The following is a 21245-nucleotide window of genomic DNA, read 5'->3' on the forward strand; positions in this document are numbered from 1 at the left end:
AAAAATCGGCCCCGAACCGCCCGGCAGAGTGTCGGAGGGCGCCCCTAGAGTGGCGCGCATGACGCCGTCGCTGAGCGCCGCCGAGGCCCGCCGCATCCACCTGGCCGCGCATTCCCTCGCGCGCCGCCGCCCCGCCGGCCGCCCCGGTCCCGCACGGTTCCGCGAGTACCTCGAGCGCCAGGGCATCCTGCAGCTCGACTCGGTCAACGTGCTCGCGCGCGCCCACCACGTCCCGGTGTACTCCCGCTTCGGGCCGTACGACCGCGACCGGTTCGACCGCTGGCTGTGGTCGGGCGAGCACGCGTTCGAGCACTGGGGGCATGAGGCCTCCGTGATGCCGCGCGACCTGCTTCCGGCGCTGCACCACCGCATGACGGAGCGCGCGTCGTGGCAGGGCTACCACCGCGAGCGGCTCGAGCGGGAGCGGCCATGGCTGCTCGAGGAGGTCCGCGCGGCCGTCGCCGCGAACGGCCCCGTCACCGCCACGGAGCTCGAGCACCTGTCGCCACGCGAGGGCGCCCGCGGCACGTGGTGGGACACCTCGCACGTCAAGGACGCGCTCGAGTACCTGTTCATCACCGGCGAGGTCGCCGCCTCGCGCGGACCTCACTTCCGGCGCACCTACGACGCCCCAGAGCGGGCGTGGGGGCTGCCGCCGGCCTCGGCGCGCACGTGGGGCCTGCCGGCACCCGCGGCCCACCAGGCGCTGTTCGACCGCGCGCTGCTCGCGACCGGCCTGGGCACGCCCGCGGACCTGGCGGACCACTTCCGGCTCCCGCGTTCGCCCCGGGACGACTCTCACCGCAAGGGCGCCGCGGCCGGCGCCGGCGCCTGGGCGAAGTCCGCAGTGGAGCGCGGTCTCGCCTCATGGGTGGAGGTCGAGGGCTGGAAGGAACCGGCCCTGCTGTCCGCCGCCGCCTCGGACCCCGGCCGGGCCACCGCATCGTCCCTCCTCAGCCCCTTCGACCCGGTGTGCTGGTACCGGCCGCGGCTCCAGAGGCTGTTCGGGGTGGACTACCGCATCGAGATCTACACGCCGGCCGCGAAGCGCGAGTTCGGCTACTACTGCCTGCTGTTCCTGCTGGGCGACCGCTTCGAGGCGCGCGTGGACCTCAAGGCGCGCCGCAAGGAGGGCGTCCTCGCGGTCGAGGCGGCGTGGCGGGAGCCCGGGCGGGCGCCCGGGGCGCGACGGAGGGACGATGCCACGGTCGCCCAGGCGCTGGCGGCGGAGCTGGGCGTGATGGCGGGTTGGCTGGGGCTGGACGCGATCGAGGTGGCGTCGCGGGGCGACCTGGCCGGGCCGCTGTCCGCCGCGGTGTCCGCCGCGTAGGAGGCGCCGGACGGTTCGTCGCTTGCGCCGGGCGCGTCCGGGCCGGAACCATGGGCGGATGGATCATTCACAGCTGCAGCAGGCGGCCAAGCGCCACCTGTGGATGCACTTCACCGAGCACTCGCGATATGAGCACGCCGACGTCCCGATCATCGTGCGGGGCGAGGGCGCCTACCTCTACGACGCCCAGGGACGGCGCTACCTCGACGGCCTCGCCGGGCTGTTCGTGAATCAGCTGGGGCACGGCCGCACCGAGCTGGCCGAGGCGGGCGCGGCGCAGGCGCGCGAGCTCGCGTTCCACCCGCTGTGGTCCTATGCGCACCCCGCCGCGATCGAGCTCGCCGAGCGCCTCGCGTCCTACGCCCCCGGCGAGCTCAACCGCGTGTTCTTCACCAGCGGCGGCGGCGAGTCCGTCGAGACCGCCTGGAAGCTCGCGAAGAACTACTTCAAGCTCGTGGGCAAGCCCATGAAGCACAAGGTCATCAGCCGCAACGTGGCGTACCACGGCACCCCGCACGGCGCCCTGTCGATCACGGGACTGCCCGGGCTCAAGCAGCAGTTCGAGCCGCTGGTGCCGTCCACGTTCCGCGTGCCGAACACCAACACGTACCGCGCGGAGGAGATCACCCACGGCCTGCACGACGGCTCCGACCCGGAGGCGTTCGGCCACTGGGCGGCGGACCAGATCGAGGTCGCGATCCTCAACGAGGGCGCGGACTCCGTGGCCGCGGTGTTCCTCGAGCCCGTGCAGAACGCGGGCGGCTGCTTCCCGCCGCCGCCGGGCTACTTCCAGCGCGTGCGCGAGATCTGCGACCGCTACGACGTGCTGCTGGTCTCGGACGAGGTAATCTGCGCGTACGGGCGCCTGGGCGAGATGTTCGGCGCGACGCGGTTCGGCTACGAGCCGGACATCATCACGTCCGCCAAGGGCCTCACCTCGGGCTACGCGCCCATGGGCGCGATGATCGCGTCCGACCGCCTCATGGCGCCGTTCCTCGAGAAGGGCGAGATGTTCGCGCACGGCTACACGTTCGGCGGCCACCCGGTCGCCGCGGCGGTCGCGCTCAAGAACCTCGAGCTGTTCGAGTCCGAGGGTGTGCTCGCGCACGTGCGTGACAACTCGGGCGCGTTCCGAGCCACGCTCGAGCGGCTGCTCGACCTGCCGATGGTGGGCGACGTGCGCGGTGACGGGTTCTTCTACGGCATCGAGCTGGTCAAGGACAAGTCGACCAAGGAGTCGCTCACCGCCGAGGAGTGCGAGCGCGTGCTGCACGGCTTCCTGTCGAAGGAGCTCTACGCGGCCGGCCTGTACTGCCGCGCCGACGACCGCGGCGACCCGGTCATCCAGCTCTCTCCCCCGCTGGTCATCGGTCAGACCGAGTTCGACGAGATGGAGCGCATCCTGCGCGACGTGATCGGGCGGGCGTACGCGCTGCTCTGACACGGCGGAGACTCCCGATGACGCTTGTGACGCGATGATCCTCGCGTGAAGGATGTGGCTGTCGCATCAGCCCCACGGGTGCGCTTCCGTCACAAGTGTCATGGGGAGTCCCGCGGATGACACGCAGAACGGGCCCCGATCCTTGCGGATCGGGGCCCGTCTCGCGTCCGAGCAGCGGGTCAGCGCGAGGCGATCGCCTTGCGACGGCGACGCGCGCCCAGCTCGCCGATGATCACCGCTGCGAGCGCCACGATGAACATCAGCGTGCCGATCACGTTGACCTGCATCGGCACTCCGCGCTGCGAGGCGCCCCACACGTACATGGGGAACGTCACGGTCTGGCCGGAGTTGAGGTTGGTGATGATGAAGTCGTCGAACGACAGGCTGAACGCCAGCAGCGCCGCGGCGAGGATGCCGGGGAAGACCAGCGGGAAGGTGACCTTCCAGAAGGTCTGCCACTCGTTCGCGTAGAGGTCGGCGGCCGCCTGCTCGAGGTTGCCGTCGAGACCCGCCAGGCGCGACTTCACGGTCACCACCACGAACGAGATGCAGAACATGATGTGCGCGAGCAGGATGGTCCAGAAGCCCAGCTGACCGCCCAGGCCCGCCGCCACGAACAGCGCGAGGAGCGAGGAGCCCATGACGATCTCGGGCGTCGCCATCGGGAGGAACAGCACCAGGTTCATCGCGGTGCGCCCGCGGAAGCGGTGACGCACCAGGCCGAACGCCGCGAACGTGCCGATCACCGTCGCGCCGAGCGTCGCGAGCAGGCCGATCTCGATGCTGGTCACCACCGAGGAGCACAGGTTGTCCGGCTTGCACGGGTTGAGCCAGTTGTCCCACGTGAACTTCTGGAACGCGTAGAGGTTGCGCGCGCCGCTCGAGTCGTTGAAGGACATGATCGCGACGATGATGTTCGGGATGTACATGTAGAGCAGGACCAGGAGCCCGCCCGTGAGGACCAGGTGGCTCCCGATCCAGCGGCCGATGCGCGTCATCACAGCAGCTCCTCCGTTCCCGCCCGGCGGACGTAGACCAGCACCATCGTGACGATGATCACCATGAGCGACACCGACAGCGCACCCGCGAGGGCGTAGTTGCCCTGGGTGGTGAAGAGGCTCTGGATCACGTTGCCGACCATGCGCTCGTTCGGGCTGCCGAGCAGCTCCGCGTTGATGTAGTCGCCCGCGGCCGGGATGAACGTCAGCAGCGTGCCGCCGACCACGCCCGGCAGCGACAGCGGCCACGTGACCTTCCAGAACCGCGTGAAGGGGTTCGCGTACAGGTCCGCCGCGGCCTCGTTCAGCTTCGGGTCCATCTTCTCCAGGCTCGTGTAGAGCGGCAGGATCATGAACGGCAGGAAGTTGTACGTGAGGCCCGCGACCACCGCGACCGGGGTCGCGAGCAGGCGTCCGTCGTCGCCCAGGAAGTGGACGGCCTGGAGGGCGTTCACCACGAAGCCGTCGTCCGCGAGGATCATCTTCCACGCGAGCGTGCGGATGAGGAAGCTGGTGAAGAACGGCGCGATGACCAGCACCAGCATCACGGTCTTCCAGCGGCCCGCCTTGAACGCGATCGCGTAGGACAGCAGGTAGCCGAGGATGAGGCAGAAGAAGGTGGCGATGGCCGCGTACCAGAGCGACCTCAGCATGACCGTGCCGTACTCCGACAGCGCGTCCCAGTAGTTCGCGAAGTGCCACGTCACGTCGTAGCCCGTGAGCACCGAGCCCTCGGGGTCGAACAGCGACGTCGCGAGCAGCGAGTAGAACGGGACGACGAAGAAGATGGCCAGCCAGACGGCAGCCGGCAGGATCAGCAGATAGCCGGTGCGCTTACGTGCGGTGGCGATCACGCTAGTCCTCCTGGCGTCCGGCGCCGGCGTCCTGCGACGCGTCGAGCAGGAACGCGAACTCCGGGCGCCAGGACACGTCGACCTTGGTGCCGACGGGGATGAGCCCGCCGCGCCGGCCGGTGTTCTGCTCGAAGCAGATGATCTCCTGGCCCCACGGCATGCGCACCGTGTAGTCCGTCGAGACGCCCAGGTAGCTGGCGTCCGTCACCACGCAGCCGGGGATCGAGCTGCCGGGGGCGTCGATCGCGGTGCCCTCCGGCTGGATCAGCACCTTCTCGGGGCGGATGCCCAGCCAGCCGTCCTTCGAGTCGGTGTGGACCTTGCTCGCCTTGATCGAGGCGATGGTGCCGTGCATGTCGACCTTGACCACCGCATCGTCTCCCGTGCCCTCGCGGCCCACGACGGTCCCCTTGATGAGGTTGGAGCGGCCCAGGAAGTTCGCGACGAACGTGGTGTGGGGGTTGGTGTAGAGGTCGTACGGCGACCCGAGCTGCTCGATCACGCCCTGGTTCATCACCGCGACGGTGTCGGCCATCGACATGGCCTCCTCCTGGTCGTGGGTGACGTGGACGAAGGTGATGCCCACCTCCTCCTGGATGCGCTTGAGCTCCACCTGCATCGCGCGGCGCAGCTTGAGGTCGAGCGCGCCGAGCGGCTCGTCGAGCAGGAGCACCTCGGGGCGGTTGACGATCGCGCGGGCGAGCGCGACGCGCTGCTGCTGACCGCCGGACAGCTGGCCGGGACGCTTGTTCGCCTGCTCCTCGAGCTCCGTCAGCGCGAGGATCTCCTTGACCTGCTTGCCCGAGTCGTAGACCTTGCGGCGCTTGAGGCCGAACTCGACGTTCTCCGCGATCGACAGGTGCGGGAACAGCGCGTAGTTCTGGAACACCGTGTTGACGGGGCGGTTGTACGGCTTGGTCGCGGTGATCTCCGACTCGCCGATCGAGATGGTGCCCGCGGTGGGCGTCTCGAGGCCGGCGACCATGCGCAGCGTGGTGGTCTTGCCGCAACCCGACGGGCCGAGGAGTGCGAAGAACGACCCCTGCGGGACCACCAGGTCGAGATCGTGCACCGCGGTGAAGCCGTTCGGGTACGTCTTGTGGAGCCCGACGAGGCGCAGATCGCGCCCGGTCCCGCTAGACACCTGTGACATCAGAGAAGGCTCCTTCGTATTCGCGGATCTGATACTCCTCAAGCGCCATGAACCCGTGGGTCGACGCCAGAAACTCCTCGGTGGGGAAGATGAGGGGGTTGTCGACCAGCGACGGGTCGATCTTCTCCATCTCCTCGCGCGCTCCCTCGACCGGGCACACGTACCAGACGTAGGCGGCGAGGAGCGCGGCCATCTTGGGCTCGTAGTACCAGTCGATCCAGCGCTCGGCGTTGCGCTGATGCTGGGCGAGGTTGGGGACGATCATGTTGTCCGACCAGACCATCATCCCCTCGTCCGGCGGCAGGAACACCAGGTTCTCGTCGCCTGCCGCGGCGACGTCGCCCGACCAGGCCACGCACGCGGCGATGTTGCCGTTCGCGAGGTCGTTGATGTACTCGTTGCCGGTGAAGGCGCGGATCTGGCCGTCGGCGCGCGCCCTGCTCAGCTTGTCGAGCGCGCGGTTCCACTCGTCGTCGTTGAAGTTCGCGGGATCGGCGCCCTCGCTGAGGAGCAGCAGGCCCATGGTGTCGCGCATCTCGGTGAGCATGGTGACGCGGCCCTTGAGGTCAGGCCGCGTGAGGAGCTCGTCCATGGTGCGCACCTCGCCCACGAGCGACTTGTTGTACGCGATGCCGGAGAAGCCGGTCTGCCACGGCGCCGAGTACTCGCGCTTGGGGTCCCATCCGACACCCTGGAGCGAGGAGATGAGGTTCTTGTCGAGGTTCGGCACGTTGGCCTTGTCGAGCTTCTGGATCCAGCCCATCTGGATCATGCGCGCGGCCATCCAGTCGGTGAGCACGAACATGTCGCGCCCCGTGGGCTCGCACGCGCCGAGCTGGTTGACCACCTTCGAGAAGAACTCGATGTTGTCGTTGACGTCGGGCACGTAGCGGACCTTGACGTCGTACTCGTCCTGGAACCGGGTCATCGTGGACTTGTACTTCTTGGTGTCCTCGTCGATGTACTCGGGCCAGTTCGAGATGATCAGCCGGCGGTCGGAGTCCGACACGTCGGTCGCGACGCAGTTCAGGGGGTCCTGCTCACGGCTGGGCGTCGAGAAGAGCGGCAGCGTCGCGAGGCTCGCCGCGCCCACCGCACCGCCCAGGAGCATGTTGCGGCGGCTCACGCCACCGCGGGGCACAGACGGGTCCGCCACATTCGCCTCCTCGGTCCGGGCCGCCGTCCGGCGCCCCGATGACCGTGATAGTGGCATGCCCCCTGGGGCTCAACAAGAGGTGAACGGCAGGTGGACGGCCGTTATCGGCCGGATTGGCCGAAGAATTTACGCGCACGAAACGACTTGTCCGAGCATCGATGTTGCAACGATGTTTCGAGGAGGGTGCTCCCCACACTTGCTTCATGATGACCCCCGCCCCTGGCGACCCCGCGTCCCGCGCTCGCGCCTACCGCTCCGTGTCGCTATGGCTGGACACGGCGGGCGACGATCTGATCGCTGCGGACACCCTCGAGAGCGACCGCGAGGTCGACGTCGCTATCGTCGGCGCGGGCTTCACCGGGCTGTGGACGGCGTACTACCTCGCGCAGGCGCGGCCGGACCTGCGCGTCGCGATCGTCGAGCGCGAGATCGCCGGGTTCGGCGCGTCGGGCCGCAACGGCGGGTGGGCGTCGGCGCTGTTCCCGAGCTCGCTCGCGACGCTCGCGGCGGACAGCAGCAGGGACGATGCGCTGCGTCAGCACGCGGCGATGCGCGCCTCGGTCGACGAGGTGGTCCGCGCCGCGGCGGAGGCAGGCATCGACGCTCGGCTCGCGAAGGGCGGCACCATCACGCTGGCCCGCACCGAGACCCAGCTCGCGCGCGCCCGCGCCGAGGTCGAGGACGCCCGCGCGTGGGGCCGCGGGGAGGACGACCTGCGGCTGCTCGACGCGGAGCAGGCCCAGGCGCGGCTCAACGCGACCGGCGTGCTCGGCGCCACCTACACGCCCGACTGCGCGGCCGTGCACCCGGGCCGGCTGGTGCGCGGCCTGGTGAGGGCGGTCCGCGAGCGCGGGGTGCGGGTCCACGAGCTCACGCCGGCGACCAGGATCGCGCCCCACCGCGTGGAGACCCCTGGCGGCACCCTCACCGCGCAGCACGTGATCCGTGCAACGGAGGGCTACACGGCGGGGCTGCCCGGCCATGAGCGCGACGTGGTGCCGGTGCACTCGCTCATCATCGCCACCGCGCCCCTGCCGGCCGCCACGTGGGACCGGATCGGGCTGTCGCGGCGCGAGACGTTCACGGACGGGCGCCACCTCATCATCTACGGCCAGCGCACGGCGGACGACAGGATCGTGTTCGGCGGCCGCGGCGCGCCCTACCGGATCGGGTCCTCGGTGCGACTCGACCGGCGCGCGGCGGACCGCGTCCACCGCCAGCTGCACCGCACGCTCGTGGACCTGCTGCCCGTGCTGCGCGACACGGAGATCACCCACGCCTGGGGCGGCGCGCTCGGCATCGCCCGCGACTGGCACGCCTCGGTGGGGCTCGACCCCGCCACCGGGATGGGCTGGGCGGGCGGCTACGTGGGCGACGGCGTCACCACCACCAACCTCGCCGGCCGCACCCTGCGCGACCTGATCCTCGGCGAGGCCACCGAGCTCACCGCCCTGCCGTGGGTGGGCCACCGCTCGCCGCGCTGGGAGCCCGAGCCTGCCCGATGGGTCGGGGTCAACGCCGGCCTGCGCGCGATGTCGGTCGCGGACGGCGAGGAGCGCCTCACCGGCCGCGAGAGCGTCGCCGGACGCCTCATGGCGCCCCTCACTGGCGGCCATTGAGCGGTCCCCCCGCCCGCGCATCGTCCCTCGTCACGACACGCCGCGCGGTCGGGGCCGTTCCAGGCGCGCTCGCGCCTGGTTCGGGATAGTTTCACCTGTACGACGTCACAGCGCCGTGGCGCGGCACCCGACTGGGCGGGACGCGAGTGCGCGTCCCACGAATGGAGCAGATCGTGACCTCGCAGCACACCACCCCCGCCACGCCCCGGCTCACCGGCCGGGTCGTCGCCATCAGCATCGGAGCCGCCCTGGGCGGCTTCCTCTTCGGCTTCGACTCCTCGGTGATCAACGGCGCCGTCGACTCGATCCAGGGCGAGTTCGACCTGGGCGACACGTTCACGGGCTTCGCGGTCGCGTCCGCGCTGCTGGGCTGCGCGGTGGGCGCCTGGTTCGCGGGCGGCCTCGCGAACCGGTACGGCCGCATCCGGGTGATGGTGATCTCCGCGATCCTGTTCTTCCTCTCCGCGCTCGGCTCGGGATTCGCGTTCGGGGTGTGGGACCTCATCACGTGGCGCGTCCTGGGCGGCCTCGCGATCGGCGCGGCCTCGGTGATCGCGCCCGCGTACATCGCGGAGGTCGCGCCCGCGGCGTTCCGCGGCCGGCTCGGCTCGCTCCAGCAGATGGCGATCGTGCTCGGCATCTTCGCCGCCCTGCTGAGCGACGAGATGCTGGCATCCGCCGCCGGCGGCGCCGACCGGGAGCTGTGGCTGGGCCTCGAGGCCTGGCGGTGGATGTTCCTCGCCGCCGCGATCCCCGCGATCATCTACGGCGTGGCGGCCATACGGCTGCCCGAGTCGCCGCGGTACCTGGTGTCCAAGCACCGCGACGACGAGGCCTCGCACATCCTGGCCGAGTACACGGGTGAGCAGGACCCGGCGCGCAAGATCGCGCAGATCCGCACCTCGCTCGGCTCCGACGAGCGCCGCTCGATGCGCGACCTCCGCGGCCCCAAGGGCGGGCTCCACCCGATCGTGTGGACCGGAATCCTGCTGTCGATGTTCCAGCAGTTCGTGGGCATCAACGTGATCTTCTACTACTCGACCACGCTGTGGCAGTCGGTCGGGTTCGACGAGTCGGACGCGTTCACCACGTCCACCATCACGTCGCTCACCAACATCGTCGCGACCATCATCGCGATCTCGCTGGTCGACCGGATCGGCAGGCGGCTGCTGCTGCTCATCGGCTCCGCGGGCATGTTCGTCTCGCTCGCGACCATGGCGATCGCGTTCGCGAACGCCACCACCGACGCCGCGGGCGAGACCGCGCTCGAGGGCGGCTGGGCCACGGCCGCGCTGATCGCCGCCAACGCGTTCGTGGTGTTCTTCGCCGCCTCGTGGGGCCCCGTGGTGTGGGTGCTGCTCGGCGAGATGTTCCCCAACCACATGCGCGCGACGGCCCTCGCGGTCGCCGCCGCCGCGCAGTGGGGCGCGAACTTCCTCATCACCGTGACCTTCCCCGGCCTCGCGGACATCTCGCTGGTCCTGGCCTACGGCTTCTACGCCGCGATGGCGCTGCTGTCCTTCTTCTTCGTGGCCTCCCGGGTCCCGGAGACCCGCGGCGTGGAGCTCGAGGACATGCGGGACGACGCGAACGCCCACACCGTGGAGAACGCCGCCTCGACCTCCTGACCCGGCGGCCAGGTGAGGCGCCCGCCCGCCCGGCCCGCGCATCGTCCCCGGGAGAAAAGCCCCTAGCGGGGTGGGTATGACGCGCGGTATGTTCCGCTCATGCGCAGAACCTGGGGGGTTGTCGCGCTGGGCGCGGCGATGGCCGTGGGCCTGGCCGGCGGTGGCGCGCTCGCCGCGAGCGCCGGGACCACCACCGCCACGGTGTACGCCTGCGTGGACACCGTCAGCAACAAGATCGTGACGCCCACCGCGAAGGGGTCCTGCCCGGGCACCGCCAAGCGCAAGGTCATCAACCAGCGCGGTCCCCGCGGCTACACCGGCGCGACGGGGCAGTCGGCCTACGAGGTCGCGGTCGCCGCGGGCTTCGACGGCACCGCCGAGGAGTGGCTCGACAGCCTCCAGGGAGGCAGCGGCGGCACCCCCACGGTGATCGACGGAGGCACGCCGTGATCGGGCGGCGGCTGGTGCTCGCGGCGCTGGTGGTGGGCGGCGGCGCGGCCGTCGCGGGCATCCCTGCGCCGGCGGACGCGGCGGTGGACGATGCGCCGGGTGACGAGATCGACGGCGGTTGCCCCTAGCGGGGCGGGCTGGGCACGGGGGATCCACGGATGACGACGATCAAGCTGAGGCGCGGCACATGGGCGCAGTGGCAGGCGGCGAACCCCGTGCTCGCGGCGGGAGAGCCGGGCTACGAGACGGACACCGGGAAGTACCGGATCGGGGACGGCAGCACCACGTTCGTGCTGCTGCCGGCGTTCATCAACGACGACTCGATGACCGCGACCTATGTCGCGCGGCGCAGCGCCGCGGACATCATGCGGGCCGGCCTCGCGACGTGGGAGTCCGCGCCGGTCGCGATGGTGTTCGCGGGCTCGTCGACCACCGCGAACTCGACCGCGACGGGATGGGTCGCGCGGTTCGTGACGCGGGTCCGGTCGCAGTACGCGACGGCGGGCGGCGAGAGCGCGATCCAGGTGTCGACCAGCGCGGACTTCACGCGGCGCACGGGCGCCGGCGTGCACGCCTACAACTGCGGGATCGTGAACACGCGCGCGAACGACTACCTCACCAACGCCATGTGCGACGCGATCGCCGGCGTGAAGCCCGCGGTGATGTTCCACATGGTCGGGTCCAACGACTTCAACGCGCAGCGCACGCCCGCGAACTACGAGTCCGACCTGGTGGCGCGGCTCGCCTACCTCGACGGGGTACTGCCCTCCCCCGTGGTGCACGTCCTGGTGCACGCGTACCAGCGGCTCGACGTCGCCTCGCCCACGTACGCGTGGTCCGCGTACGGCGCCGCGCTGCGTCGGGTCGCGGGCAGGGCGCCCGCGTCGCGCCTGTGCCTCGACCTCTCCGGGGCGTACGAGGCGTCCGGGGTGCCGGGAGGCGACCCGCTGGACCTGGTGTCGACGGACAACATCCACCAGACGGCCGCGGGCTACGCCTTCATGACGTCGCTGATCCACCGCGAGCTCGAAGTCTGAGGGCTCGGGCCGGGCCGCCCCGGAACGTGCCCGGAAACGCGGAAGCGCCCCTCCCGGAGGAGGGGCGCTTCGCACGACGTGGCGGGTGAGGGATTCGAACCCCCGAAGTCGTTGACGGCTGATTTACAGTCAGCTCCCTTTGGCCGCTCGGGCAACCCGCCAGTGCGCCGCAGTGCGGCGCGCATGGAAGGATAGCAAGGATTGAAGGCCGAACGCGAATCGCGTCCCGGGCCTCGCGACAGGACCCGACAGCGCCGCCCGCGCGGCGCCTCCGAGGAGGAGAGATGGCAGGCGACAGCAGCTTCGACGTGGTGTCCAAGGTGGACCGCCAGGAGGTCGACAACGCCCTCAACCAGGCCCACAAGGAGATCGCGCAGCGCTACGACTTCAAGGGCGTCGACGCCTCGATCGAGTTCTCGGGCGAGGACATCCTCATGAAGGCGAACAGCCCGGAGCGGGTCAAGGCCGTGCTCGACGTGTTCATCTCCAAGCTCGCCAAGCGCCAGATCGAGATGAAGGCGCTCGAGTGGGGCGAGCCGGTGCAGTCCGGCAAGGAGTACCGCCTGGTCGCGAAGGTCAAGGAGGGCATCGCGCAGGACGTCGCGAAGAAGCTCACCAAGCTGGTCCGCGACGAGGGCCCCAAGTCCGTGCGCGCGCTCATCCAGGGCGACGAGCTCCGCGTCACCTCGAAGTCGCGCGACGACCTCCAGGCGACCATCGCGCTGCTCAAGGGCGCGGACGTGGACGCCGCGCTGCAGTTCGTCAACTTCCGCTGACGCGCTCCTCAGCGCAGGAGTTCTTGGCGCGGGTCCGCAGGGAGTCCACGAACCCCGTCTCGCGACAACCCCGGAAGCCCCATGATCGTGGGGCTTCCGGGGCCTGAGGTAGTGCCGGCTCGCTGCGGGCGCCTCTCAGGAGATCGCGGCGAGAGCGGACTCAACGCGGGAGCTCATCACGCTCACCGAGAACGCATCGGCCCCGTGTGCGGCCGCCGCCGCGGGCAGGGTCGCCATGACGGGCCGCAGCCGTCGAATGTACGCATCCGCCCCGGCCGGCTTGACGCCGAAAAGGCCGAGCGCGTCCTTCGTCGTGAAGGATGCGAGCTCGAGCTCGCCGGTGCCGAAAAGCGCCAGCTGATGCGCGTGGCCGTCGTCAAGCGGTTCGGGGTTCACATCGAAGGCGGGCGCGAGCTTCCACGCCGGCCCCCGGCGGAGGAAGCCGTGGTTGCGGAGATGGTCGTCGAGGTTGCCGACCAGCGCACCGAACACCGCCCGGCGCCAGAGCTCGGCGCTGTCGGCTCCAGCGAGTCGGGCGAAGTCGACCAGGTCGACCCAGTCGCCTCCATCGCCGTCGACGGCTTCAAGCGCTGTCATCGCGGAGATGTAGGGCACACGGACATCGTCCTCCGTGCGATCGAATCGACGCAGGAACAGGACGGTGCGCTCCGAGCCGTCGACGATGACGCGCTTGGATGTATGCGCCGGGGTGTCGATCCCCACCGTCGCCATCGCATCCAGCATCGCGGCTTCCCACGCGATCACGTTCCAGTCATCACCGACCGGCTTCGGGAACTTCGCCAGCCACAGGTGCGCGCCGATCCGCACGTTCGCCTTAGGGCGCGCGCCGCCCAGGGATCCGGTCGCACGGAAGAGCCGTCGTACCGCGACATCGTCGATGGCGGTCTCACCGCGCTCGATCTGGTCGGCGACATGGATGATGTCGGCGAGCTCCGCCTCGACGGGCACACCGTCACCGGCGGTCACCGCGACCCCGTCCGTCCAGAAACGCGTGGCTCCCTGGCGACCCTCATCGTTGACGCCGAGCATCAGGGTCAGTTCGTCGAGCCGACGTCCTGCCGCGCGATTCTGCACCTTGCGACCCCAGGTGTCCGGCGCCGAGTCGCTGAAAGGGTTGGCCGGCAGCAGCGGCTGGGCGCCGGGGAACAATGCCAGCGCTGGGGCGAGCGCGAACGCGTCGCGCCTGCGCAGATAGCCGGAGTCGTACTCGAACGAGCCGGCGGTCCGCGTGCGGTAGAGGCGGCCCGCGAGCACCTCGTCGCGCCCGATGACCGTGGTCACGTCGTAGACGTCAGTCATCGCTGCGCACCCGCACGCGTTCGGGAAGCTTCTCGTCGACCATCAGGCGGCCGCGCTCGGTGGCGAACGGATCGGTCGCAGCGACCACAGCATCCATGAGCCCCAGGACGCGCATGACCCGCAGCGTGATCTCCAGGGAGGTGCCGTCACCGTTCTCGAGCTTGCTGATCGTCGGCGGCGTCGTGCCCGCGCGCTCGGCCACCATCTTGGCCGTCAGGCCGAGAAGCTTGCGCTGGTTCGCGAGGTTCTGCCCGATCGTGCGCATGGAGCGCTTGACGGGGATCGGGGTCATCGACATGCAGAAAACTTTAGATCAATGATGCTTGATGCAAAAGTGTTTTAGATCAACTTCTGTAGATGCTAACCGAGCGATGCCCGTGACCCAGCGCCCGCGGAGTCGCGCCCCGTCTCAGGACGGGTGCGCGGCAGGCGTGCGTTGGTGCACCAGCAGCCGCCACTCCCCGTCGATGCGGGTGTACGCGCTCGTGATGTAGGAGACGCGCTCGGTGTCCCAGATGATCGCGCGGGCGCGGTAGACCACCACCGCCATCACGCCGGACGGCTCGATCACCTGCACGTCCTCCAGCGAATGGACGTCCCACGGCTGCGTGGTCGCCATCGACTCGACGGCCTCCTCGCGGTCCAGCACGCCCACCTCGGGCAGCACCATCACCGCGCCGGGCGCGAGCACCCGCCCGAAGAACTCCCGCGGATCGCCGCCCGACGCGGCCTCCCATGCCTCGCGCTCCAGCCTCTCGACGTCGTGCACCGCGACCACCTCCTCGTGGCGGGAGCCCCGGCGGACCGCGCGAGCGCCCCCTCCTCGCCATCATCCCCCCGCGCGCCGGGGTGCGCCCGGTGGCACACTTCAGGCATGTCCCTGGTGCGCGTGCACAACCTCGCGGTCTCGCTCGACGGCTTCGCCACGGGCGCCGGTCAGAGCCTCGACGCGCCCTTCGGGCACGCCGGCATGAGGCTGATGGAGTGGTTCAAGGCGACCGCGACGTTCGCCGCGAACCTGGGGGTGGACGATGCGCCGCCCACCCCGGACGACGCGTTCGCCTCGCGCTGGCGCGACGGCATCGGGGTGGAGATCATGGGCGCCGGCAAGTTCGGCCCACCGGGGTGGCAGGACGATCCGGAGTGGCGCGGCTGGTGGGGCGAGGAGCCCCCGTTCCGCACCCCGGTGGTGGTGCTCACGCACCACCCGCGCGAGCCGCTCGCGATGGGCGGGACCACGTTCCACTTCCTCGACGCGTCGCCGCACGATGCGCTTGCCGCGGCCCGCGCGTTGGCGCCGGGCCTCGACGTGCGGCTGGGCGGCGGACCCACCACGGTCCGCCAGTTCCTCGCCGCGGACCTGGTGGACCTGCTCCACGTGGTGGTGGTGCCGGTGGTCCTCGGTCGCGGGGTGAGCCTGTGGGAAGGGCTCGAGGGCGTCGAGGACCGCTTCGAGGTCGAGGCCGTGAGCACGCCCAGCGGCGTCACGCACGTGACCTTCACGCGGCCGCCGCGCTGAGCGGCGCCCGCGTCAGCGCAGGTAGCCCCGCGTGCGCGCCATGTCCTCGAGGCGCGCGATGCGCTGGTCCATGGGCGGGTGGGTGGCGAACAGGTTCGCGAGGCCCTCGCCGCGGAACGGGTTCGCGATCATCATGTGCGAGACGTTCTCCAGCTGCGGCGAGTCCTTGAGCGGGCGCGCCTTCACGCCCTGCTCGAGCTTGCGCAGCGCCGAGGCGAGAGCGAGCGGATCGCCGGTGAGGGTCGCGCCGTCCTCGTCCGCGTCGTACTCGCGGGTGCGGGAGATCGCCATGCGGATGAGCGACGCGGCCAGCGGCGCGAGGATCAGCATCGCGAGCAGGCCGATCGCGCCGAGCGGGTTCTCGCGGTTGCTGTTGCCGCCGCCGAAGAAGAACAGCATCTGCGCGACCGCGGTGATCATGCCCGCGAAGGCGGCCGCCACCGAGCCGATGAGGATGTCGCGGTTGTAGACGTGCATGAGCTCGTGGCCGAGGACGCCACGCAGCTCGCGCTCGTCCAGCAGCCCCAGGATTCCCTCGGTGCAGCACACGGCGGCGTTCTGCGGGTTGCGGCCCGTCGCGAACGCGTTGGGCGCCGCGGTGGGCGACACGTACAGCCGCGGCATGGGCTGGTTGGCCTCGCGGCTGAGGTCGCGCACGATCCGGTACATCGCCGGCTGCTCGACCTCGGTGACCGGGCGTGCGTGCATCGCGCGGATCGCTAACGACGCGGAGTTCCAGTAGCCGAACGCGGTGCCGGCCACGGACAGGAGCGCGAACAGCCACAGGTACTGGCCGTTGCCGATGAACACGCCCAGCGTGAGCATCACCGCCCACAGCAGCACGAACAGACCAGTCGTCTTCAGCCCGTTGAAGTACTTCCTGCCCACGTGTCCTCCGAATCGTCCCGGTCGGAGAACGCGCGCAGGCGCGCCGCGGTTCCCCCAAGGTGAATCGTGCCATGCCGATCCGGCACGCCGTGTCAGCGCGAGCGGGTCCGCGGATCGATCGCCCGCTCGAGGCACAGCAGCCGCGGGCGGGCGTCCCACGGCTCCGCGTCGACGAATCCGCGCCGCCGGTAGAGCGCCACAGCGCCCTCGCGCCAGTCCCACACCGTGAGCCGCAGCGCGACATCGCCGCACTCGCGAGCCTCCGCGATCGCCGCGTCGACGAGCGCGCCCGCGAGGCCCTGTCCGCGGTGGGCGGGGTCCACCCATACGCGCTTGAGCTCGCCGCGCCGCTGCCGCGCGGGCCCGAGGATCGCGCACCCGACGGGGACGTCCGCGCCGTCGACGGCGACCAGGACGGAGGCTCCCGCGAAGGCCGCGACCGGGTCGGCGGCCTCGCGCCGGTAGCGCTCGGGAAGGGACGATGCGCGGGTCACCGGGGCGCCCTTCTCGCCTTCGGTCGCGACCAGGTAGTCGCCCACCAGGCGCCCGACCGCGGCCGCCTCCCGCGCATCGTCCCGCCGCCATGCCCGCACGCGTGGAAGGCCGCCGTCGCGGACTCTGCCAGGGGAGACGCGTGAGGCCGGGGAGACGGGCTCACCCGTCTCCCCGGCCTCACGACTTGAATGCGTCAGCGGGATCCCCCGGCTCGCGTCACGGCGAGACGTTGTCGGTGATGCGGCTGAGCGCGATCTCGGTCATGTCCTCGCGCGGGACCACCTTGATGCGCTCGCGGCCGTGGGGCTCGCCGATCGCACGCTCGTGGGAGTCTAGGATCTCCCAATCCTCCCACTGGATGACCGGGACCCCCCGCGACTTGAGCAGGCGCAGGATGTTGTCGGGGCTGAGGCCGGCGGGGGTCGCCTTGGACTGCTCGTAGAGCGTCGCGGCGTCCTCGACCAGGTTGGCGATGGTCTCCGACGCGTCCGACTTGGTGTGGCCGATGAGGCCCACGGGGCCGCGCTTGATCCAGCCGGTCGCGTAGTAGCCCTGGAGGTGCTCGCCCGAGGCGTCGACCACGCGGCCGCCCTCGTTGCGGATGGTGCCCCTCTCCGCGTTGAACGGGATGCCGTCGATCTCGGTGCCCCAGTAGCCCACCGCGCGGTACACGGCCTGGACCGGGTAGTCGATGAACTCGCCGGTGCCCTTGACGTTGCCGTCGCCCTGGAGCTCGGTGCGCTCGACGCGCAGACCCACGACCTTGCCGTCCTCGCCGAGCACCTCGTGAGGGCTCTGCAGGAAGTGGAGGTGGATGCGGCGCGAGGCGTCGCCCGGCTCCTTCATCGCGTACTCGGTGAGGGTCTTGACGACCTGCTTCTGCTGCTTGTTGTTCTCCGCGACCTCCATCGAGGCCTCGTCGAACTCGTAGTCCGTCTCGGGGTACACCACGATGTCGACGTCGGGCACGTGGCCCAGCTCGCGGAGCTCGAGCGGCGAGAACTTCACCTGCGCGGGGCCGCGGCGACCGAAGACGTGGACGTCCGTCACGGGCGACTGCGAGAGGCACTCGACCACGTTCGACGGGATCTCGGTGGGCATGAGGTCCTTGACGTGCTTCGCGAGGATGCGAGCGACGTCGAGGGCGACGTTCCCGACGCCCAGGACGGCGACCTCCTTGGCGTCGAGAGGCCACGTCCGCGGCACGTCCGGGTGGCCGTCGTACCACGACACGAAGTCGGCGGCGCCGTACGAACCATCCAGGTCGATACCAGGGATGTCGAGCGAGGCGTCCTTGAAGGAGCCGGTCGCGAAGATCACCGCGTCGTAGTGCTCGCGGAGCTCGTCGAGGGTGATGTCGGTGCCCACGTCGACGTTGGCGAGGAGGCGGATGTCGCCCCGCCCGATCACGTTCGCGAGGGCGACGATGATCTGCTTGATGCGCGGGTGGTCGGGCGCCACGCCGTAGCGGACGAGGCCGAACGGCGCGGGGAGGCGCTCGATGATGTCGATCGACACGTTGAGGTCGGTCTTGGTCAGGATGTCGGCGGCGTACGTGCCGGCGGGGCCGGCTCCGATGATGGCGACACGGAGCGGACGCTCGGTGGTCACGGCGGTCTCCTCAGCGTTTCTGGGCGGGGAATCCGAAGAGGGGTGCGCGCTCGCCACGCCCGCTCCGGGCGAACGGTTCCAGAGTATAGACACGGCGTTACGGGCTCCCGTCAAGCCGCCCGCCGCACACCCCGGGGGGCATGTGGGCTGGTAGATGCCCTCCCGGGTATACGGGCAAATCGGGCGCGGAGGGGTTCCCAAGGTCCCGGGTGATGTGTCATCATCTCGCCCATGGCAACCTCGGCGACCACCGGCACCCTCGCGTGCTGCGTCTGCTGTGCCATGTGTCTGTCGGCCTAGTCGCCCACGGATCGTCCCCAAACAATCCAGGGCGCTCGGCCTGACGAGCGCGATCTCGCCACGCCGCAGCTCCCCGCAAGACCACTGGAGGAGCGGTGAGCACCACCACCGACAGTTCCGGCTCGGCCACCCCTACCCCTGCTGCGCTGACCGACGCCGAGGAGCGCCGCCGTCACCGCGAGGAGGCGCGCCTCATCCGCACCCGTGAGGCGGCGGCGCGCAAGGACACCGCGGCGAAGGACGGCCAGTGGGCGTCCGGAGACCGCACGCCGCTGAACCCCAACGAGGAGTTCAAGTCGACGGGCGACCCGCTCGAGGTGCGCCAGCGCATCGAGAACATGTACTCCAAGTGGGGCTTCTGGTCGATCCCGCCCACGGACCTCCGCGGCCGCTTCCGCTGGTGGGGCCTGTACACGCAGCGCCGCCCCGGCATCGACGGCGGCAAGACCGCGATCCTCGAGCCGCACCAGCTCGACGACGAGTACTTCATGCTCCGCGTCCGCTCCGACGGCGGCCAGCTGTCCGTGGCCCAGGCCCGCGGGATCGGGCAGATCTCGAGCGAGTTCGGCCGCGAGACGGCGGACGTGTCAGACCGCCAGAACATCCAGCTCCACTGGATCCGCATCGAGGACGTGCCGGAGATCTTCCGCCGCACCGAGGCGGTCGGGCTCGGCTCCGAGGAGGCCTGCGGCGACGTGCCCCGCGTCATCCTCGCCTCGCCCGTGGCGGGCGTGTCCAAGGACGAGCTGATCGACCCGACGCCGCAGATCGAGCAGATCAAGGAGCTGTACATCGGCTCCCCCGAGTTCTCGAACCTGCCGCGCAAGTTCAAGACCGCGTTCACCGGCCAGCCGGTCCCCGACATCCTCCACGAGGTGCAGGACATCGCGTTCTGCGCGGTCGAGCACCCCGAGCTGGGGATCGGCTACGACCTGTGGGTGGGCGGCGGCCTGTCCGTCAACCCGATGCTCGGCATGCGGCTGGGCGTGTTCGTGAAGCCGGAGATCGCTCACGAGGTGTGGAAGGGCGTCATCAGCATCTTCCGCGACCACGGCTACCGCCGTCTGCGCACCCGCGCCCGCCTCAAGTTCGTGGTCAAGGCCTGGGGCGCGGAGAAGTTCCTCCAGGTCCTGCAGGACGACTACCTGGGCTACGAGCTCCCCAAGGGACCCGCGCCGCGCACCGCGACGCCGGGCGACCGCGGCGACCACGTGGGCATCCACGAGCAGAAGGACGGCAACTGGTACGTGGGCGTCGCCCCCGTCGCGGGCCGCATCTCCGGTGAGAAGCTCCAGACCATCGCCGCGATCGCGGAGGCCGCCGGCTCGGACCGCATCCGCCTCACCCCGCTGCAGAAGATCCTCATCCTCGACATCCCCGAGGACAAGGTCAGCGACGTGGTCAACGGCCTGCGCGCCCTCGAGCTCGAGTCCGACCCGGGCGAGTTCCACCGCAACGTCATCGCCTGCACCGGCATCGAGTACTGCAAGCTCGCGATCGTCGAGACCAAGGCGACGGCCCGCGAGGTGGTGAAGATCCTCGACGACAAGTTCCCCACGCTCGACAACCCCATCACCGTGCACGTCAACGGCTGCCCCAACTCCTGCGCCCGCGTGCAGATCGCGGACATCGGCTTCAAGGGACAGCTGGTGCTCGACGAGGAGACGGGCGAGCAGGTGCCCGGCTTCCAGGTCCACCTGGGCGGACGCCTGGGCCGCGGTGAGGACAACGACTTCGGCCGCAAGATCCGCGCGCACAAGGTCACCCAGCACGGAATGCCCGAGTACGTCGAGCGCGTTACACAGAACTACCTCGACACGCGCGAGGCCGGCGAGCAGTTCGCCGACTGGGCGTTCCGGGTGGATGAGGAGCTGATCCGATGAACGTGCTGGGAGCCGCGTCCCTGACGCTGCTCAACCCCACCGAGTGGAACGCCGAGACCTGCGCCGAGGTCAACGCGCGGCTGCTCACCGCCTCCGCCGAGCACATCGCGGACTGGGCCGTCGCCACGTTCGGCGACTCGATCGCGATCGCCGCCTCGATGCAGGACACGATCCTCCCCCACATGTTCGGCACCCGCCGCGAGGGCGTGGACGTGCTGTTCCTCGAGACCGGCTACCACTTCCAGGAGACCATCGACACGCGCGACGCCGCGGCGATCGCGTTCCCCATCACGGTGGTGAACGTCATGCCCGAGCAGACCGTCGCGGAGCAGGACGCCACGTACGGCAAGGACCTGTTCGCCCGCGACCCCGGCCTGTGCTGCCAGATGCGCAAGGTGGACCCCCTGCGCCGCGCGCTCGAGGGCTACTCCGCGTGGGTGACCGGCGCGCGACGCGTCGACGCCGTCACCCGGTCCGAGCTGCCCGTGGTGTCCTGGGACGCCAAGCACGGCCTGGTGAAGATCAACCCGCTCGCGCTGTGGGACGACGCGGCGGTGGATGCGTACGAGGACCGCAACGGCCTCCCCCGCAACCCGCTGGTCGCTCAGGGCTACCCGAGCATCGGCTGCTTCCCCTGCACCCGCAAGGTCGCGCCCGGCGAGGACCGCCGCGCGGGCCGCTGGGCCGGCCAGGACAAGACGGAGTGCGGCATCCACGTCGCCTGAGCCTCACGGCGGAGGGACGATGCGCGGCGCCCACGGTCTCGGACCGTGGGCGCCGCGGCCGT

The 21245-nt window shown here is 70.4% G+C and carries 21 protein-coding genes and 1 tRNA gene; 11 read left to right on the forward strand and 11 right to left on the reverse strand.

Translation table 11 applies throughout. The features are described from left to right. Positions 1–58: 58 nt before the first annotated feature. Positions 59–1330, forward strand: a complete 1272-nt coding sequence (locus tag AOM05_RS01195; RefSeq protein WP_062518787.1) for a winged helix-turn-helix domain-containing protein — start codon at positions 59–61, stop codon at positions 1328–1330. A gap of 58 nt (positions 1331–1388) precedes the next feature. Further along, positions 1389–2771, forward strand: a complete 1383-nt coding sequence (locus tag AOM05_RS01200) for an aspartate aminotransferase family protein (protein WP_062518788.1) — start codon at positions 1389–1391, stop codon at positions 2769–2771. A 179-nt stretch (positions 2772–2950) separates the two neighbouring features. Here AOM05_RS01200 and AOM05_RS01205 read toward each other — a convergent pair whose 3' ends face one another. Genes AOM05_RS01205 through AOM05_RS01220 form a run of 4 tightly spaced genes read right to left on the reverse strand, consistent with a single transcriptional unit; the run spans position 2951 to position 6932 of the window. Beyond that, positions 2951–3769: an ABC transporter permease gene (locus tag AOM05_RS01205; protein ID WP_062518789.1), complete on the reverse strand. Its 819-nt coding sequence runs from the start codon at positions 3767–3769 to the stop codon at positions 2951–2953. Further along, on the reverse strand, positions 3769–4623 hold the full coding sequence (locus AOM05_RS01210; RefSeq protein WP_062518790.1) for an ABC transporter permease: 855 nt from the start codon (positions 4621–4623) through the stop codon (positions 3769–3771). The genes AOM05_RS01205 and AOM05_RS01210 overlap by 1 nt, the downstream gene beginning before the upstream one ends. A gap of 1 nt (position 4624) precedes the next feature. Continuing rightward, a complete protein-coding gene (locus tag AOM05_RS01215) occupies positions 4625–5776 on the reverse strand; it encodes an ABC transporter ATP-binding protein (RefSeq protein WP_062518791.1) in 1152 nt (383 codons plus the stop codon). Next, complete coding sequence (locus tag AOM05_RS01220; RefSeq protein WP_228373166.1) at positions 5760–6932, reverse strand: polyamine ABC transporter substrate-binding protein; 1173 nt, start codon at positions 6930–6932, stop codon at positions 5760–5762. Before AOM05_RS01220 ends, AOM05_RS01215 begins: the two co-directional genes overlap by 17 nt. A gap of 203 nt (positions 6933–7135) precedes the next feature. Between AOM05_RS01220 and AOM05_RS01225 the strand changes: the two genes are divergently transcribed. The 5 genes from AOM05_RS01225 (at position 7136) to AOM05_RS01240 (ending at position 11666) form a co-directional block, all read left to right on the forward strand. Continuing rightward, complete coding sequence (locus AOM05_RS01225; protein ID WP_228373167.1) at positions 7136–8551, forward strand: NAD(P)/FAD-dependent oxidoreductase; 1416 nt, start codon at positions 7136–7138, stop codon at positions 8549–8551. Between the two features lie 170 nt (positions 8552–8721). Next, positions 8722–10179, forward strand: a complete 1458-nt coding sequence (locus tag AOM05_RS01230; protein ID WP_439644556.1) for a sugar porter family MFS transporter — start codon at positions 8722–8724, stop codon at positions 10177–10179. A 99-nt stretch (positions 10180–10278) separates the two neighbouring features. After that, positions 10279–10629: a hypothetical protein gene (locus AOM05_RS01235; RefSeq protein WP_062518793.1), complete on the forward strand. Its 351-nt coding sequence runs from the start codon at positions 10279–10281 to the stop codon at positions 10627–10629. Further along, complete coding sequence (locus AOM05_RS14670; protein ID WP_267127693.1) at positions 10626–10757, forward strand: hypothetical protein; 132 nt, start codon at positions 10626–10628, stop codon at positions 10755–10757. The genes AOM05_RS01235 and AOM05_RS14670 overlap by 4 nt, the downstream gene beginning before the upstream one ends. A gap of 30 nt (positions 10758–10787) precedes the next feature. Next, positions 10788–11666 (forward strand): hyaluronate lyase N-terminal domain-containing protein, encoded by an 879-nt coding sequence (locus AOM05_RS01240; RefSeq protein ID WP_062518794.1) that lies wholly within the window; start codon positions 10788–10790, stop codon positions 11664–11666. Between the two features lie 79 nt (positions 11667–11745). Here AOM05_RS01240 and AOM05_RS01245 read toward each other — a convergent pair. Further along, positions 11746–11827: transfer RNA gene (locus AOM05_RS01245), tRNA-Tyr, on the reverse strand. A gap of 123 nt (positions 11828–11950) precedes the next feature. Between AOM05_RS01245 and AOM05_RS01250 the strand changes: the two genes are divergently transcribed. After that, positions 11951–12442 carry a YajQ family cyclic di-GMP-binding protein gene (locus AOM05_RS01250; RefSeq protein WP_062294102.1) on the forward strand — a complete coding sequence of 164 codons (492 nt, stop codon included), beginning with the start codon at positions 11951–11953 and terminating at the stop codon, positions 12440–12442. A 135-nt stretch (positions 12443–12577) separates the two neighbouring features. Here AOM05_RS01250 and AOM05_RS01255 read toward each other — a convergent pair whose 3' ends face one another. The 3 genes from AOM05_RS01255 to AOM05_RS01265 form a co-directional block, all read right to left on the reverse strand. After that, positions 12578–13762: a type II toxin-antitoxin system HipA family toxin gene (locus tag AOM05_RS01255; RefSeq protein WP_062518795.1), complete on the reverse strand. Its 1185-nt coding sequence runs from the start codon at positions 13760–13762 to the stop codon at positions 12578–12580. After that, on the reverse strand, positions 13755–14060 hold the full coding sequence (locus tag AOM05_RS01260; RefSeq protein WP_062518796.1) for a helix-turn-helix domain-containing protein: 306 nt from the start codon (positions 14058–14060) through the stop codon (positions 13755–13757). Before AOM05_RS01260 ends, AOM05_RS01255 begins: the two co-directional genes overlap by 8 nt. Before the next feature lie 111 nt (positions 14061–14171). Continuing rightward, positions 14172–14531, reverse strand: a complete 360-nt coding sequence (locus tag AOM05_RS01265; RefSeq protein WP_169746704.1) for a nuclear transport factor 2 family protein — start codon at positions 14529–14531, stop codon at positions 14172–14174. Positions 14532–14636: 105 nt separating this feature from the next. Here AOM05_RS01265 and AOM05_RS01270 point away from each other — a divergent pair, with 105 nt between their 5' ends. Beyond that, positions 14637–15281 (forward strand): dihydrofolate reductase family protein, encoded by a 645-nt coding sequence (locus tag AOM05_RS01270; protein WP_062518798.1) that lies wholly within the window; start codon positions 14637–14639, stop codon positions 15279–15281. A gap of 12 nt (positions 15282–15293) precedes the next feature. On the opposite strand, the gene htpX is transcribed toward AOM05_RS01270, so the two are convergent. The 3 genes from htpX to AOM05_RS01285 all read right to left on the reverse strand — a co-directional run bounded on the left by htpX (position 15294) and on the right by AOM05_RS01285 (position 18275). Further along, the gene (htpX, locus tag AOM05_RS01275; RefSeq protein WP_062518799.1) at positions 15294–16169 is read right to left on the reverse strand and encodes a zinc metalloprotease HtpX; all 876 of its coding nucleotides are present in this window, start codon (positions 16167–16169) and stop codon (positions 15294–15296) included. A 92-nt stretch (positions 16170–16261) separates the two neighbouring features. Continuing rightward, positions 16262–16762, reverse strand: a complete 501-nt coding sequence (locus AOM05_RS01280) for a GNAT family N-acetyltransferase (protein ID WP_169746705.1) — start codon at positions 16760–16762, stop codon at positions 16262–16264. Between the two features lie 118 nt (positions 16763–16880). After that, the gene (locus tag AOM05_RS01285) at positions 16881–18275 is read right to left on the reverse strand and encodes an FAD-dependent oxidoreductase (RefSeq protein WP_062518801.1); all 1395 of its coding nucleotides are present in this window, start codon (positions 18273–18275) and stop codon (positions 16881–16883) included. 494 nt (positions 18276–18769) lie between these two features. Here AOM05_RS01285 and AOM05_RS01290 point away from each other — a divergent pair, with 494 nt between their 5' ends. Beyond that, positions 18770–20458, forward strand: a complete 1689-nt coding sequence (locus AOM05_RS01290; protein ID WP_062519592.1) for a nitrite/sulfite reductase — start codon at positions 18770–18772, stop codon at positions 20456–20458. After that, positions 20455–21183, forward strand: a complete 729-nt coding sequence (locus AOM05_RS01295) for a phosphoadenylyl-sulfate reductase (RefSeq protein WP_082097167.1) — start codon at positions 20455–20457, stop codon at positions 21181–21183. Before AOM05_RS01290 ends, AOM05_RS01295 begins: the two co-directional genes overlap by 4 nt. Positions 21184–21245: the final 62 nt, after the last annotated feature.

It is taken from the genome of Demequina silvatica, assembly GCF_000971215.1.
GTDB classification, from domain to species: domain Bacteria; phylum Actinomycetota; class Actinomycetes; order Actinomycetales; family Demequinaceae; genus Demequina; species Demequina silvatica.